The sequence below is a fragment of the Halorubrum salinarum genome (assembly GCF_013267195.1).
GTDB classification, from domain to species: Archaea; Halobacteriota; Halobacteria; order Halobacteriales; family Haloferacaceae; genus Halorubrum; species Halorubrum salinarum.
Genome location: NZ_CP053941.1, coordinates 220,499 through 233,852, shown reverse-complemented (window position 1 = coordinate 233,852; position 13,354 = coordinate 220,499). Strand labels below are relative to the sequence as shown.

At 71.9% G+C, this 13,354-nt stretch carries 16 protein-coding genes; 11 read left to right on the top strand and 5 right to left on the bottom strand.

Annotated elements, in window-relative coordinates; genetic code table 11:
* The first annotated feature begins 62 nt into the window (after nucleotides 1-62).
* Nucleotides 63-1,679, top strand: coding sequence for a long-chain-fatty-acid--CoA ligase (locus HPS36_RS01215; RefSeq protein ID WP_173228196.1), 1,617 nt, complete (start codon nucleotides 63-65; stop codon nucleotides 1,677-1,679).
* A gap of 37 nt (nucleotides 1,680-1,716) precedes the next feature.
* On the opposite strand, the gene HPS36_RS01210 is transcribed toward HPS36_RS01215, so the two are convergent.
* Nucleotides 1,717-2,088, bottom strand: coding sequence for a DUF5779 family protein (locus tag HPS36_RS01210; protein ID WP_173228195.1), 372 nt, complete (start codon nucleotides 2,086-2,088; stop codon nucleotides 1,717-1,719).
* 113 nt (nucleotides 2,089-2,201) lie between these two features.
* Here HPS36_RS01210 and HPS36_RS01205 point away from each other — a divergent pair, with 113 nt between their 5' ends.
* From HPS36_RS01205 to HPS36_RS01190, 4 genes are all read left to right on the top strand, one after another.
* Nucleotides 2,202-2,882 carry a DsbA family protein gene (locus tag HPS36_RS01205; RefSeq protein ID WP_173228194.1) on the top strand — a complete coding sequence of 227 codons (681 nt, stop codon included), beginning with the start codon at nucleotides 2,202-2,204 and terminating at the stop codon, nucleotides 2,880-2,882.
* Nucleotides 2,883-2,981: 99 nt separating this feature from the next.
* Entirely contained in the window at nucleotides 2,982-4,298 is a 1,317-nt protein-coding gene (locus HPS36_RS01200; protein ID WP_173228193.1) for an MFS transporter, read from the top strand.
* 85 nt (nucleotides 4,299-4,383) lie between these two features.
* Nucleotides 4,384-5,157 (top strand): prephenate dehydrogenase, encoded by a 774-nt coding sequence (locus HPS36_RS01195; protein ID WP_173228192.1) that lies wholly within the window; start codon nucleotides 4,384-4,386, stop codon nucleotides 5,155-5,157.
* 20 nt (nucleotides 5,158-5,177) lie between these two features.
* On the top strand, nucleotides 5,178-6,635 hold the full coding sequence (locus HPS36_RS01190; protein WP_173228191.1) for a small ribosomal subunit Rsm22 family protein: 1,458 nt from the start codon (nucleotides 5,178-5,180) through the stop codon (nucleotides 6,633-6,635).
* Nucleotides 6,636-6,668: 33 nt separating this feature from the next.
* Here HPS36_RS01190 and HPS36_RS01185 read toward each other — a convergent pair whose 3' ends face one another.
* Together HPS36_RS01185 and HPS36_RS01180 are read right to left on the bottom strand one after the other, a co-directional pair.
* Nucleotides 6,669-7,400, bottom strand: coding sequence for an SOS response-associated peptidase (locus HPS36_RS01185; RefSeq protein WP_173228190.1), 732 nt, complete (start codon nucleotides 7,398-7,400; stop codon nucleotides 6,669-6,671).
* Nucleotides 7,401-7,424: 24 nt separating this feature from the next.
* Nucleotides 7,425-8,138 carry a glycerophosphodiester phosphodiesterase gene (locus HPS36_RS01180; RefSeq protein WP_173228189.1) on the bottom strand — a complete coding sequence of 238 codons (714 nt, stop codon included), beginning with the start codon at nucleotides 8,136-8,138 and terminating at the stop codon, nucleotides 7,425-7,427.
* 146 nt (nucleotides 8,139-8,284) lie between these two features.
* On the opposite strand from HPS36_RS01180, the gene HPS36_RS01175 reads away from it, so the two are divergent.
* Nucleotides 8,285-9,055: a ribonuclease H-like domain-containing protein gene (locus HPS36_RS01175; protein ID WP_173228188.1), complete on the top strand. Its 771-nt coding sequence runs from the start codon at nucleotides 8,285-8,287 to the stop codon at nucleotides 9,053-9,055.
* Nucleotides 9,056-9,138: 83 nt separating this feature from the next.
* Here HPS36_RS01175 and HPS36_RS01170 read toward each other — a convergent pair whose 3' ends face one another.
* Both HPS36_RS01170 and HPS36_RS01165 read right to left on the bottom strand, forming a co-directional pair.
* On the bottom strand, nucleotides 9,139-10,020 hold the full coding sequence (locus tag HPS36_RS01170; protein WP_173230766.1) for a WD40/YVTN/BNR-like repeat-containing protein: 882 nt from the start codon (nucleotides 10,018-10,020) through the stop codon (nucleotides 9,139-9,141).
* A 289-nt stretch (nucleotides 10,021-10,309) separates the two neighbouring features.
* Complete coding sequence (locus HPS36_RS01165; protein ID WP_173228187.1) at nucleotides 10,310-11,599, bottom strand: polymer-forming cytoskeletal protein; 1,290 nt, start codon at nucleotides 11,597-11,599, stop codon at nucleotides 10,310-10,312.
* A gap of 168 nt (nucleotides 11,600-11,767) precedes the next feature.
* Between HPS36_RS01165 and HPS36_RS01160 the strand changes: the two genes are divergently transcribed.
* The 5 genes from HPS36_RS01160 (at nucleotide 11,768) to HPS36_RS01140 (ending at nucleotide 13,290) form a co-directional block, all read left to right on the top strand.
* The gene (locus HPS36_RS01160) at nucleotides 11,768-11,944 is read left to right on the top strand and encodes a DUF5786 family protein (protein WP_173228186.1); all 177 of its coding nucleotides are present in this window, start codon (nucleotides 11,768-11,770) and stop codon (nucleotides 11,942-11,944) included.
* A 72-nt stretch (nucleotides 11,945-12,016) separates the two neighbouring features.
* Nucleotides 12,017-12,214 (top strand): DUF5800 family protein, encoded by a 198-nt coding sequence (locus HPS36_RS01155; protein WP_004598428.1) that lies wholly within the window; start codon nucleotides 12,017-12,019, stop codon nucleotides 12,212-12,214.
* 175 nt (nucleotides 12,215-12,389) lie between these two features.
* Nucleotides 12,390-12,815: a hypothetical protein gene (locus tag HPS36_RS01150; protein WP_235681720.1), complete on the top strand. Its 426-nt coding sequence runs from the start codon at nucleotides 12,390-12,392 to the stop codon at nucleotides 12,813-12,815.
* Nucleotides 12,816-12,817: 2 nt separating this feature from the next.
* Complete coding sequence (locus HPS36_RS01145; RefSeq protein ID WP_173228185.1) at nucleotides 12,818-13,030, top strand: helix-turn-helix transcriptional regulator; 213 nt, start codon at nucleotides 12,818-12,820, stop codon at nucleotides 13,028-13,030.
* A 59-nt stretch (nucleotides 13,031-13,089) separates the two neighbouring features.
* Nucleotides 13,090-13,290, top strand: coding sequence for a hypothetical protein (locus tag HPS36_RS01140; RefSeq protein ID WP_121562064.1), 201 nt, complete (start codon nucleotides 13,090-13,092; stop codon nucleotides 13,288-13,290).
* Nucleotides 13,291-13,354: the final 64 nt, after the last annotated feature.

The window sequence follows — 13,354 nt, the reverse complement described above, 5'->3', positions numbered from 1 at the left end:
GCGACCGCCGCTCCCTTGCGGCGGCCGCAAACGATTTTACTCATCATCGATAGTGATAGACGATGAACAAGCCGCTGTTGACGACGGACTTCTTAGACCGGGCGCGACGCCACTACGCCGACGAGGAGGCCGTCCTCGCGGTCGACGGCACGCGCTACACGTACGCGGAGCTCGGCGACCGCGCGGACAGGTTCTCCGCCGCGCTTCAGGCGCGCGGTATCGAGAAGGGCGACCGGGTCGCCGTGCTGGACCCGAACACGCACTACCACCTGGAGGCCGCCTACGGCGCGATGCAGGTCGGCGCGATCCACGCGCCGCTGAACTACCGCCTCACGCCGGACGACTTCTCGTACATGCTCTCGGACGCGGGCGTCGACGCCATCTACGCCGACGCGGAGTACGCCGCGAACGTCGAGGCGATCCGCGACGAGGTGCCGACCGAGACGTTCCTCACGAACGACGCCGACGCGGTTGAGGGCGACTGGGAGTCGTTCGACGCGGCGCTCGACGACGCCGACCCCGACGCCTACGACCGCCCGGAGATGGACGAGGACGACGTGATCACGATCAACTACACCTCGGGGACCACCGGCGACCCGAAGGGCGTCTGCCGCACGCACCGCGCCGAGACGCTCCACGCGTACCTCATCTCGATCCACCAAGAGATCACCGACGACGACGTGTACCTCTGGACGCTGCCGATGTTCCACGTCAACGGCTGGGGCCACATCTACGCGATCACGGGGATGGGCGCCCGGCACGTCTGTACCCGCGGCGTCGACGTCGCGGAGACGTTCGAGCGGATCCGCGGGGAGGACGTGTCGTACTTCTGTGCCGCGCCGACCGTCCTCAACATGCTCGGCGACCACTACGCCGAACACGGCGGCGAGACGACCGGCGACAACGACGTGCGGGTCGCCACCGCGGGGGCGGCGCCGCCGGAGGCGACGATCCGCACCGTCGAGGAGGAGTTCGGGTGGGACCTCAAGCACGTGTACGGCGCCACCGAGACGGGCCCGCTCATCACCACCTCCGACGCGAAGCGCCACTTCGACGAGGGCGCCGACGACCGCTTTGCGGTGAAGAAGACGCAGGGGATCGGCTACCTCGGCACGGACGTGCGCGTCGTCGACGAGGACGGCGAGGACGTCGCCGCCGACGGCGAGACGATCGGCGAGATCGTCGTCCGCGGCAACCAGGTGATGGACCGCTACTGGAACAAGCCCGAGGCCACCGAACAGGCGTTCTCGGAGCGGTTAGAGGGGTACTACCACATGGGCGACCTGGCCGTCGTCGACGAGGACGGGTTCGTCTCGATCCAGGACCGCAAGAAGGACATCATCATCTCCGGCGGGGAGAACATCTCCTCGATCGAACTGGAGGATACCCTCTTCGAACACGAGGCCGTCTCCGACGCGGCCGTCATCCCCGCCCCGGACGAGCGCTGGGGCGAGACCCCGAAGGCGTTCGTCGTCCCGGCGAGCGGCGACCCGGACGACGCGGGCGCGACGCCCGAGGAGCTCAAGGCGTTCGTCCGCGAGCGCGTCGCGGACTACAAGACGCCCGGCGAGGTGGAGTTCGTCGCGGAGCTCCCGACGACCGCGACCGGGAAGATCCAGAAGTACGAGCTGCGCGAGCGCGAGTGGGACGAGGAGGAGCGGATGGTCGGCGAGGGGTAGCGGTCGCTCGCCGCGGTCGGGAGGCGTTCGGCCCGACTCAGTCTCCGCCGTTGTCGATTTCGTCGGTGCCGTCCGCCTCGTCGCCTGCTGCTCCGCCCGACTCCTCGCCGCCGGAGTCGCTCAGGCGGTCGGTGTCGATGCTCACGCCCGGCGGCGTGACGACGAGGAAGCCCCGGAAGTGCATCAGCTCCCCGTCCATGTCCTTCACGTCGCGCGCGAAGGGCGCGGCGAGCTCGTTGAGGTCGCCGTCTATCGACAACACCAGGGTGTTCCCGTAGTCGACGCTGCGGACCCACTCCTCCGGGTCGGTCGTGCCGTCCAAGACGCCGAGGACGACGTCGCCCGCCGCCGCGAACGCCTCGTCCATCTTCGCCTCGGCGTCCCGCAGGTCGAGGTCCCAGTCGCTCATACGTGGGGGTCGACAGGGGACGGCAAAAGCGTTCGGGAGCGGTCCGACCGCCAGCGGCCGGGGTTGCCGTCGGGTCGCGGAGTCATTAAGTGCGCGCCGACCCCACCACGGATATGGAACGCACGCGGCGGTCCCTGCTCGCGAGCGCGGCGTCGGTCGGCGTCGTCGGCGCGGCGGGATGTCTCGGCGGCGGCGGGGGGACGACCCTCGACCTCAGCGGCGTGGAACTCGACACCGGCGAGTACGACTGCGACCTGACGGAGCCGTCGGACCCGGACCTCGACTACCGGCCGACCCTCGGGGACCCGGACGCCGACGTGGTCGTTCAGGCGTTCGAGGACTTCACCTGCGGGCACTGCGCGAGCTATAAGCTCGACCACTTCCCGGTCATCCGCGACGAGTACATCGACCCCGGCGAGATCCGGTACGAGCACTGGGACTTCCCGATCCCGGTCGACGAGACGTGGGCAGTTCCCGTCGCCAGCGCGGCCCGCGGCGTCGGCGCCCGGAACGGCGACGAGGCGTTCTTCGAGTTCGCCACGGCGGCCTACGAGCCGCAGCGGAGCTACAGCGGGGAGACGCTCGGCGCCGCCGCGGAGGCCGCCGGCGCGGACCCCTGTGCGGTGCTGTCCGACGCCCGGTTCGCGGCGTTCGGCCAGGCGTCGGCCGACGACCGAGCGGAGGGCGCGTCGATGGGCGTCGAGGGGACGCCGACCATCTTCGTGAACGGCAGTCCCGTCGAAGAGGGCTACGGGGCCCAGTCGATCGCCGCCGCGATCGAGTCCGAACTCTGAGGCGCGGCCGACCGGCCGGACGGCGCCGTGAGCCCACGTCTCCGAGCGGATCTTCCCGGAGCGTCGGTCTTTTGACCGTTCGACTCGTTTTATACGTAGATGAGCGACGCCGACCCCTCCCCCGCGACCGAGGCCGCCGGCGGCGACCGCTCGGTCGACGCGGACGCCGTCGGGGGCGACGCGGACGCCGCCGACCGCCGGCGGCTCGGCGCGGTCGTCCTCGCGGTGCTGATCTCGCAGGTCCTCCTCTACCCGGGCGTGCCCGACCTCGTCGTCGCGCTCGGCGCGCCCGCCGGCATCGACGCCGGCATGTGGTTCCTCGTCGCGGAGTTCGGCGCGTTCGTGGCGTTCGCGGTCGTCTGGGGCGCGCTCTCGGACGCGCTCGGACGGCGGGTCCCCCTGATCGTCGCCGGCGCCCTCGGCGGCGCGGGCTCGTACGTCGCGCTCGCGTCGCTGCCGGCCCTGGGGCTCGGCTTCGGGGCCGCGCTCCTCGTGCGGGCCGTCGGCGGCGCGCTCACCATCGGCGCGTTCTCCCTCTCTATCACCCTCCTCATGGACCTCCGCGGCGGCAACGGCCGCAACATGGGCGCCGCGGGGCTCGCCATCGGCCTCGGCGCGGCGGTCGGGTCGGTCGTCGGCGGGTCGCTCGCCGGCCTCGGCGCGCTGTACCCGGTGTACGCCGGCGCCGTCGTGCTCGGCGGCGCGGGGCTGCTCGCGGCGACCGTCGACGACCGGGCGGCGACGGTCTCGGCGGAGGGGAGCGCGGACACCGGAGCGACCGACGAGGCCGGCTTCGGCGACGTGCTCGCGCGGGCCCGGACGACGCCCGGCCTCCTCGTCCCGCTCGCGTTCGGGTTCGTCGACCGGCTCACGGCGGGCTTCTTCGCCTTGGTCGGAGTGTACTACTTCCAGGACCCGGCGACGTTCGGCCTCTCGGCGGCCGGCGCGGGCGCGACGCTCGCGCTCTTCTTCGTCCCCTTCGCGCTGCTCCAGTCGCCGTTCGGCGCGCTCTCGGACCGGATCGGCCGCTTCTTCCCCGTGGTCGCCGGGTCGCTCGCCTACGGGGTCGTCACGATCGGCGTCGGGATCGCGCCGGTCTATCCGGTCGCCGCGGGGCTGATGGTGCTGGTCGGCGTCTGCGGCGCGCTGATGGCGCCGGCGACGATGGCGCTCGTGACCGACCTCGTCGAGCCCGAGGTGCGGGGCGCGGCGATGGGGCTGTTCAACGTGTTCGGCTCGCTCGGGTTCCTCACCGGGTTCCTCATCGGCGGGAGCGCCACCGAGGCGTTCGGCTACACGCCGGCGTTCCTCGCGGTCGGCGGGCTGGAGCTGGCCATCGCGCTCGCGCTGCTGCCGGCGGTCCGCTCCATCTCGCCCGGCGCGGGCGTGGTCGGCCGGCTCGGCGCGGAGGGGTGAGACGCGTCGTGACGGCGCGCTCCGCGCTCCCCCCGTCGCGAGGCGAGTCCTTTTAACCGTCGCGTCGCCTCGGATCCCGTAACCGATGGACCTCCTCGTCGTCGGCGCCGGTGAGATCGGGCGCTGGGTGGCCGACACCGTCGCGGCCGACGCCGCGCCCGTCGACGCGAGCGTCGCGTTCGCCGACCGCGACCCGGCCGTCGCGGCCGACGCCGCGGCGGGGCGCGACGCCCGGACGGTCGAGGCCGACGGGGACTCCGTCCACGACGCCGTCTGCCTCGCGGTGCCGATGTCGGCGGTGCCGGCGGCGGTCGAGGCGTACGCGCCGCGCGCCGAGGAGGCGATCGTCGACGTCTCCGGCGAGATGACCGACGCGCTCGCGGCGATGCGCGAGCACGCCCCCGGCCTCGAACGCGCGAGCTACCACCCGCTGTTCGCGCCGCCGCGCGTCCCCGGCAACGTCGCGCTCGTCGTCGACGAGGGCGGCCCGGCGGTCGAGGGGCTCACCGCGTCGGTCGAGGCCGGCGGCAACGAAGTCTTCGAGACGACCGCCGCGGAGCACGACGGCGCGATGGAGACCGTTCAGGCGGGCGCGCACGCGGCGGTGCTCGCGTGGCGGCTCGCCGCGGAGCCGGTCCGCGAGGAGTTCCACACCCCCGTGTCGACCGCGCTCGACGACGTGGCCGACACCGTCACCGAGGGGTCGCCCGCGGTGTACGCCGAGATACAGCGCGCCTTCGACGGCGCCGAGGACGTGGCCGACGCCGCGGCCGCGATCGCGGACGCGGACGACGAGGCGTTCGCCGCACTCTACGAGCGCGCCCGCGGCGACCGCGAGGGGCGGGAGCGACTGGAGTGAGACGACGGGAGAAGACACCAATGATCGACAGAACCGCGGTCCGGAACAACGCGAACTACCTGCGCAACGTCAGACCGATCGACCCCGAGGAGATCGCGGAGTACATCGAGGGGACGCCGCACCCGGCGGTCGTCCGCGAGACGCTCCGCGAGGAGGCGTTCGACCTCCGGCTCCGCGAGCGCGAGGACGGGGCGTTCGTCCCCGTCGAGGAGGCGCCCGTCGACCCGCCGGGCTGGGCGCCCGAGGCGCTCCCCGAGGCGTACTCGTTCGCCCTGGAGGACCTGCTGGTCCGCGAGTACGGCGCGAACTGGCACCGCGGGGAGTCGGGCGCCGAGCTCCGCGAGCGCGTCCGCCAGATGAAGACGGACTACCTCTACGAGAACGAGGTCGAGTACGACCGCGTCGCGGCGCTCGGCTACGCTATCTACCACCTCCCGGCGTACTACGCGACGGTCGGGTACGTCCTCGACGACCTGACCGAGAACGGCCTGCTCGACCGCACGCTCCGCGTCCTCGACGTGGGCGCCGGCGTCGGCGGTCCCGCGCTCGGGCTCCACGACTACCTCCCGGACGACGCCGTTGTCGACTACCACGCAGTCGAGCCGAGCGCGGCCACGGAGGTCCTCGACCGGCTGCTGGAGGAGACCGGTCGCAACTTCCGCGCGACGGTCCACGAGACGACCGCCGAGGCGTTCCTCGGGCTCGACGAGGGCGAAGAGCCCGCCCCGGCGACCGACGAGGCCTTCGATCTCGTGCTGTTCGGCAACGTCCTCTCGGAGCTCGCCGACCCCGCGGCGGTCGCGGGCGCCGCGGTCGACGCGCTGGCGCCCGACGGCAGCGTCGTCGCGTTCGCGCCGGCCGACCGGAACACCGCGACCGGGCTCCGCCGGGTCGAGCGCGAGGTCGTCGCGTCCGGCGGCGACCTCGGTCGGGACGCCGAGATCTACTCGCCGGCCCTCCGCCTGTGGCCCGACGCGGTCCCGACCGACCCGGGCTGGTCGTTCGACGTGGCCCCCGACCTCGCGGTCCCGCCGTTCCAGCGCCGGCTCGACGAGGCGGCGGCGCGCGGCGAGACAGACGAACCGGGCGAGTTCGTCAACGTCGACGTGCAGTTCGCCTACTCGATCCTCCGCCCCGACGGCCGGCGGCGCGTCGACATCGAGGCGAGCGCGGAGCGGTGCGCGCGCATGGCCGAGTCGGAGCGGCACGTCACCGACCGGGTGAACCTGCTCGCGGTGAAGCTCAGCCACGACCTGAGCGAGGGGGACAACGCCGTCTACCGCGTCGGCGACGGCTCGCAGGCGACCGACCACTACCTCGTCTGTACCCGTGAGACCGCGCTGAACCGCGACCTCCGCGAGGCCGGCTACGGGTCGGTCGTCTTCGTCGAGAACGGGCTCGTCCTCTGGAACGAGGACGAGGGCGCGTACAACGTCGTCGTCGACGATGAGACGGTCGTCGACTTGGTCGCGCCCTGAGCGGGCGAAGCCGGTCCCGACGGTCGCCGCGATTCAGTCGCTCGCAACCGGTTCGATCAGCTCCGGCGCGTCGACGCTCGGCGAGTTCACCCGCGTCGACACCGGGTGCGCGGTCAGTTCGTCGCTCGGGTAGGGATCGAGCAGGGCGGCCGCCTCGTCGGCGTCGCCCCGGAGCCACGTCTCCTCCTCGCCGGCGTCCGGGTCCAGAATCACCGCCATCCGGTGGTGGAGGTCGGCGACGAGGTCGTTCGGCTCGGTGGTGACGACCGCGAACGTCTCGATCACGTCCGGGTCGTCGCCCCCGGAGCCGCCGTCACCGGCGCCGCCGCCGAACGCGTCGAGGCCGGTCTGGGTCGTCTCCGGCGTCGGCGGCTCCCACCGCTCGTAGATGCCGGCCATCGCGAACGGCCGGTCGTCCTCGAAGGCGACGCGGTAGGGGGTCTTGCCCGACCCGCGGTCGCCGCCGACCCACTCGTAGAAGCCGTCCGCGGGGACGAGGCAGCGCCGGCGCTCGAAGGCGTCCGCGAAGCTCCGCTTCTCCCGCACCGTCTCCGCGCGGGCGTTGATGAGGTCGAACGACTCGTCGGCCCACGAGGGCGTCAGCCCCCACTCCATCCGCGTCGCCGCCGACGGGTCCGCGTCGCGGATGACGGGGAGCGACTGCCCGGGCGCGCAGTTGTAGCTGGGTTCGTGGTCGCCGAACGCCGCGCCGAACCTGTCTTCGAGGTCGGCGGCGGGGGTGAAGAGGGTGTAGCGGCCGCACATACCGATCGCTTGCCGCGAGCCCACTTAATTCCGCGACGACCGGTCGGCCCCCGGCAGCAGGTCCCACCGGTCGGCGATGACCCCGTCGACGCCGGCCGCGACCAGTCGCTCGGCGTCCTCTCGGTTGGCCGCGGTCCACGCGTTCACCGCCAGGCCCGCCTCGTGCGCCGTCTCGACGAAACCTGGTTCGGTCGCGAGGTCGATCGGCGGGTGGACCGCGACGCACCCGAGTTCGGTCGCCCGCTCGACCGCGCGCTCGGGGGTCGCGTCCGCGACGAGCAGCGCGCGGTCTGTCGCCGGGTCGCGGTCGCGCAGCGACGCCAGCGCCTCCGGGCGGAACGACGAGAACAGCACCTCGCTGTCGGCCCGCCGCGCGACGGCGAGCGCGTCGAGCGCGGTCTCCGACTCCTTGATCTCGACGTTGACGCCCACACCGTCGGGGACGGCCGCGAGCGCCTCGCCGAGCCGCGGGATCGGTTCGCCGGAGTCGAGCACCGTCAGCCCGCGCAGGTCCTCCCAGTCGGCGTCCGCGACGCGGCCCGCCGCGCCGGTCAGTCGGTCGAGTTCCGCGTCGTGGACGACGACGAGCTCGCCGCTGGCGCACCGGCGCACGTCGACCTCGACGGCGTCGACGCGCGGCGCCGCGCGCTCGACGGCCGCGACCGTGTTCTCCGGGTACTGGCCGGCGCAGCCCCGGTGGCCGATCAGCGTGACACCGTCACGACCCGCCCGCTTCATCGGGCCGCCCTCGGCGCGTCGGTCGCCCCGTTCGATCGGTCGTTCACGCGCTCGCATCGGTGCCGCGGCGTGTTAGCTCTTCCCTCATGGTCGGCTCCGCGGCCGCTCCCGTCGGCTTTTTGCCCGCGCGCCGCTCGGGGACGGACATGCGCATCGAGAACAGCTTCATCCCCGTCGAGGGGGTGGGCGAGACGACCGAACGGCGCCTCTGGGAGCGAGGGGTCACGACGTGGGACGAGTTCGACCCCGCGGTCGACGTGGCGGGCGTGGGCGCGACGACCGCCGACCGGATCGAGTCGTTCATCGCGGAGGCGCTCGCGCGGCTCGACGACGGGGACGCCGCCTACTTCGACCGGGCGTTCCCCTCGGGCGAGCGCTGGCGGCTCTACGAGAACTTCCGCGAGGAGACCTGCTTCTTCGACATCGAGACGACCGGGCTCGACGAGCGGCGCGACCGCGTGACGACCGTCAGCTTCCATCAGGGCGGCGAGACGACGACCCTCGTCGCGGGCGAGGACCTCACCGCGCGGCGCCTCCGCGAGCAGTTCGCGGACGCCAGCCTGCTCGCGACGTTCAACGGCGCGCGCTTCGACGTGCCCTTCCTGGAGACCTCCTTCGACGTCGAGATCGACACCCCTCACCTCGACCTGATGTACCCCGCGAAGCGGATCGGCCTCTCGGGCGGGCTGAAGCCCATCGAGGAGGAGATCGGGATCGACCGCGACCGCCCGGACATCTCCGGTCGGGACGCGGTCCGCCTCTGGCGCGAGTACGAGCGGGGGAGCGACGAAGCGCTGGAGACGCTCGTCACGTACAACCGCGAGGACGCGGTCAACCTGCGGGCGCTCGCCGACGCGGTCTGCGACCGCCTCGACGACGAGGTGTTCGTCGCCGCCCCGGACGGAGACGGCGACTGAGAGGGACCCGATAGGTCGCGGACGGCGGGTATGGACCGCCGCGGTCGGAGTCGTCGTCGCGGTCGGCGGGGTCGACGCCCGCGTTACCGACGCAGGACGAGCCCGCTGTTACCGACGACGACGGCGTCCCCGTCGACGTCGACCGCGTTCAGGTTCTCGCCGGTCGGCGTGTCGAGCGCGAACCGATCGTCGGCGGTGAGCTCCTGGACGACGCCGCCGCTGCCGACGACGTACCCCGCCTCGCCGTCCGTCTCGACGTCGACGAGGTCGGCGTCGCCGAGCGCGTCGGGCGTCCAGTTCGCGCCGTCGTACGTCAGGACCGTCCCGTTGCCGCCGGAAACGGCGACGTCGTCGGGCGCGTCGCTGTCGAGGCCGTAGAAGGTCACGTCGGCGTCCTCGATGCCGATCGCGTTCCAGGTGACGCCGTCGTCCGTGACGAACACGCGGCCGTTCGTGTCGATCGCGTGCCCGCTGCGGGGGCCGTGGAAGTCGATCGCGGGGAGCGCGGAGCCGCTGCCCGGCGTGACGTAGTCCCACGTGCCCGTGGCGCCGTTCTCGAAGCTGTAGTAGATCTTCCCGGAGTCGCCGGCGACGTAGACGTTCGCCTCGCCGGCCTGCCCGGTGACGGCGACGGCGTTGTAGTTGTTCGTGTTGTCCATCGGCGCCGAGTGGTCCACGAGCGTGTCCGTCGCGGGGATGTACTCGCCGATGGCGCCGCTCGCGCCGACGAACCAGACGCGCTCGCCGTCGTCAGTGACGGCGGCCCCGTAGAGGTTGTTCCCGTTCCCGGTCGGGCCGCCGTCGCGAAGCGTCCGCCAGCCCTCCGCGGCGGGGGCGGTGAGGACGCCGCCGCCGCCGACCGCGAAGCGGCCGGCGTTCGCCGACACCACGTCGTGGAGCGTGCTGTCGGTCTCGGTCGCCTCGACGGTCCAGTCGCCCTCCGCGGCCGCGGCGACACCTGTCACGCTTCCCGATGCGACGATCGCACCCAGTCCCGCCAGCGTCGCGCGGCGGGTCGCCGTCAGAGATCGGCTCATGACGCACCCGGGGCTTTCGGTGCCTGTTGTAAGTGCCTTGTGTCAGTTTAGACTTATCGTGAAATTAAATTGGCTAAAACCGCGTTAAACGTCGAATGGAGCGGGGGGTTCCGCGATAAACTATCTCCAAACGACTGCGGAAAAACGGCTGTTTAGACGTAGAGAACCGGATTCCGGATTCTGTCCCTGACGGACGCAACACGTCCGACGCAACGGGTCAGGAGTTGTCGTCGGACTCGACCGTCTCGGTCGCCGCGCCGGCGTCGGCGGTCACCGCCGCGGTCTCCTCGGCGTCCGCGGCGGATCCGTTTTCGGAGGCGGTCGTCTCGTCCTCGCGCGCGGACGCCGCGGGCTCGCTCTCGGCGGTCGCGTCGGCATCCGCCTCGCCGTCGAGGTCGCGGTCGTCGTCCGCGTCCTCCGAGTCGGCGGCTTCTCGGTCGTCGACCGATCCGTCGTCGCTGTCGCGGTCCGACTCGTTCGCCTCCTCGGCTTCCGCGTCGGCGGACTCCACTGTCTCTGCGTCCGCGCCGGCGGACTGGTCAGCCTCGGCGTCTACGGCGTCGGCCCCGGTTTCGGCGTCTGCGGCATCGGCTCCGGTTTCGGCGGCCGCTTCGGTCTCCGCCTCCTCCGGTTCATCGGACTCGACCCCGTCGTCTTCGCTCGGCCGCTCCGCTTCCTGGATCAGCTTCATCTCGCCGCGCGCCCGGAGGGTCCCCTGAATCTCTGCGCCGTCGTACACCACGAGATCCCCCGCGGAGACGTCGCCGAGGACGCGCGCGCCGCTCTCGACGGTCACGGTCCCGCCGCGGGTCGTCACGTCGCCGTGGATGATCGTGTCGGCGCCGACGGTGACGTCCTCGCGGGCGCGCAGCGAGCCGAACACCTCGTTGCGCTCGCCGACGCGGATCGACGCCGCGCGGAGGTTACCGTGGAGCCGGCAGTCGTCGCCGACGGTGGCCGGGGTCGACACCCGCCAGGCGTCGTCGGAGATCTCGGCGTTCCGCGGGACCAACAGCGGGTCCCGCACGTCGTCGCCGTCGGCGAGCGCCTCCGCCAGTTCGTCGGCGGCGTCGGTCTCGCCGACGCGCAGCAGCTGCGAGAGGACGATGAAGTAGAAGACGATCGTCGGCACCGGGTTGCGGATGACGATCCAGCCGTTGGCCTCGAACCCCTCCTCGATCGTCACGTCGTCGCCGATATCGAGGTCGCCCGACACCATCAGGCGGCCGGTGACGGTCACCCGCTCACCGAGGTACGCGTCCTCGCCGACGAGCACGTTGCCGTCGACGGAACACCAGGTGTCGAGCCGGCAGTCGCCCTCGGCCTCGATGTCGTCGCCGACGCGCACGCGCTCGCCGATCGCGACGTTGCGGCCGCGGACGCCGAGCTCGACGGTCGACTGCCCGCCCACGAGCACGTCGCCGTCGACGACGACGTCGTGCTCCTCGACGGTCGTCTCCGAGGGGATCGCGAGCTCCTCTATCGGGCCGTCTCCTCGCAGCGACACACCGGGAGCAGTCGCCCCGAGCGTATAAACGGTGCGGGGCGTCGGACGAGCGTCGGACGAGAGCGCGCCGCCTCCAGCCCGAGCGGGGGCCTCCGGAGCGGGACGTGAACGCTTCCCGCGGCGGCCCCCTGTCGCCGCGCTTTTCAGTGCGCCGCCGGTAGCCCGCTCATGGGATTCGGATCGTACGACGAGAGCGAGCAGAAGGACCAGGACGTCGACACCGACGAGGACGACGCGGTGAACGTCCACGAGAACGATCACGACGGCGACGTCACCATCGAGGGCGACGCCGACACCGACGACCTCGTCGGCCGCCTCTCCGAGATGCGCGACGACGACGAGTAACGCCCGACGAACGCTCGCCGCCGACGGCCCCGTGTCGCGCTCCTTTTACAGATTCGCCGCCTACGGCCGGGTATGAGCACCGACCTGACCTTCACCGACCGCGGCGTCGACGTCGTCTACGAGGGCACCGAGTTCGAGTTAGAGAAGACGCTGATCGAGGAGGCGACCGGGAAGTCGTACCGCGACGTCACCGACCACGAGGTGCTGACGATAGTCGCCGAGGACCCGGACCTGGACGGCGAGCCGGTCCGGATCGGCGACGTGCTGTAACGGAAGACGGCCGACCGCTCACCGGACGCTCCTCGGACGACCCTGACTCTGGACTGCCTCGTTGAATCCGCTCTTGCCCTCCGACTCGACGAACTCCTCGCGAGCGCTCGCCTCGCCGACCGGAGTAAGAAATATATAACGTTAGATCGAATTAGCACACAGAGGTGACAACCGCATGCGACCTCGCACGAAGTACCGCATCGGACGGGCCGTTCACATGCTCGTCACGGTGCTGACGCTCAACCTCGGACTGGCCCGGGAGTCGGCCCCGCTCATCGCCAGCGGCGCGGTGCTGTTCGTCGCGTTCTTCCCCGTGAGCAGGACGCTCGCCGACCGCGTCGGCTACACGCCGACCGACGAGCGGACCCGAGCGCTCACGCGGACGGCCGCGAGCCGCGCCGCGGTGCTGCTGTTCGGGGGCTCGCTCGCCGTCTTCCTGGTCGGATCCGCGCTCCAAGCGACGGGCGGGATCGACGGTGTCGCACAGACCGCCTACGCGCAGGCCCGCGTCGTGGTCGTCTGGGCCGCCGTCGCGATCTGCGTCTCCTCCGTCGCCCACGGGACGCGCGCGTGGGTGCGGCGGCGCGGCGTGGAGGCGTGATCGTGGAGTTCGACACCCGCATCCGCGAGCTCCGCGAGGAGGCCGGGCTGACGCAGGCCGAGCTCGCCGACCGCGTCGACGTGACCCGCCAGACGGTCCTCTACGTCGAGAAGGGCGAGTACAACCCCTCGCTGGAGCTGGCCTGGCGCATCGCGCGCGAGTTCGACGCGCGCGTCGAGGACGTGTTCGACCTGCCCGACGAGCCACACTCGTAGCACCGCTGTCGCGCGGTCCGACCGGACGACTTTTTCCGACGCCCGCCGAAGCGAACGGCATGGACATCGGATTCGACCTCGGAGCGAACGTCCCGTCCGGCGTGCTCGCGCTCCACGCCGTCATCGCCGTCGTGTTCCTAGGCCTCGCGGGCGTGAACGGCGCGAACGGCGAACTGATCGGGCTGGGGATCTACCTCGCGATGGCGGGCATGATCGGGCTCGTCGGCCTCATGGCCGGCCGGATCGTCGCGCGTCGCTGACTCGCGTCGACTCGTCTCCCTCGGGGTGCTGTTCGTTACTGTGGCGACGCGAAAGCTCGGGACA

Excerpts from the sequence above, each read along its gene's own strand:
- HPS36_RS01155 (WP_004598428.1), top strand. The coding sequence starts at position 12,017 with ATGAGCACCGACCTGACCTTCACCGACCGCGGCGTCGACGTCGTCTAC.
- HPS36_RS01150 (WP_235681720.1), top strand. The coding sequence starts at position 12,390 with ATGCGACCTCGCACGAAGTACCGCATCGGACGGGCCGTTCACATGCTC.
- HPS36_RS01205 (WP_173228194.1), top strand. The coding sequence starts at position 2,202 with ATGGAACGCACGCGGCGGTCCCTGCTCGCGAGCGCGGCGTCGGTCGGC.
- HPS36_RS01190 (WP_173228191.1), top strand. The coding sequence starts at position 5,178 with ATGATCGACAGAACCGCGGTCCGGAACAACGCGAACTACCTGCGCAAC.
- HPS36_RS01185 (WP_173228190.1), bottom strand. The coding sequence starts at position 7,400 with ATGTGCGGCCGCTACACCCTCTTCACCCCCGCCGCCGACCTCGAAGAC.
- HPS36_RS01195 (WP_173228192.1), top strand. The coding sequence starts at position 4,384 with ATGGACCTCCTCGTCGTCGGCGCCGGTGAGATCGGGCGCTGGGTGGCC.
- HPS36_RS01210 (WP_173228195.1), bottom strand. The coding sequence starts at position 2,088 with ATGAGCGACTGGGACCTCGACCTGCGGGACGCCGAGGCGAAGATGGAC.
- HPS36_RS01140 (WP_121562064.1), top strand. The coding sequence starts at position 13,090 with ATGGACATCGGATTCGACCTCGGAGCGAACGTCCCGTCCGGCGTGCTC.
- HPS36_RS01215 (WP_173228196.1), top strand. The coding sequence starts at position 63 with ATGAACAAGCCGCTGTTGACGACGGACTTCTTAGACCGGGCGCGACGC.
- HPS36_RS01200 (WP_173228193.1), top strand. The coding sequence starts at position 2,982 with ATGAGCGACGCCGACCCCTCCCCCGCGACCGAGGCCGCCGGCGGCGAC.
- HPS36_RS01160 (WP_173228186.1), top strand. The coding sequence starts at position 11,768 with ATGGGATTCGGATCGTACGACGAGAGCGAGCAGAAGGACCAGGACGTC.
- HPS36_RS01175 (WP_173228188.1), top strand. The coding sequence starts at position 8,285 with ATGCGCATCGAGAACAGCTTCATCCCCGTCGAGGGGGTGGGCGAGACG.
- HPS36_RS01180 (WP_173228189.1), bottom strand. The coding sequence starts at position 8,138 with ATGAAGCGGGCGGGTCGTGACGGTGTCACGCTGATCGGCCACCGGGGC.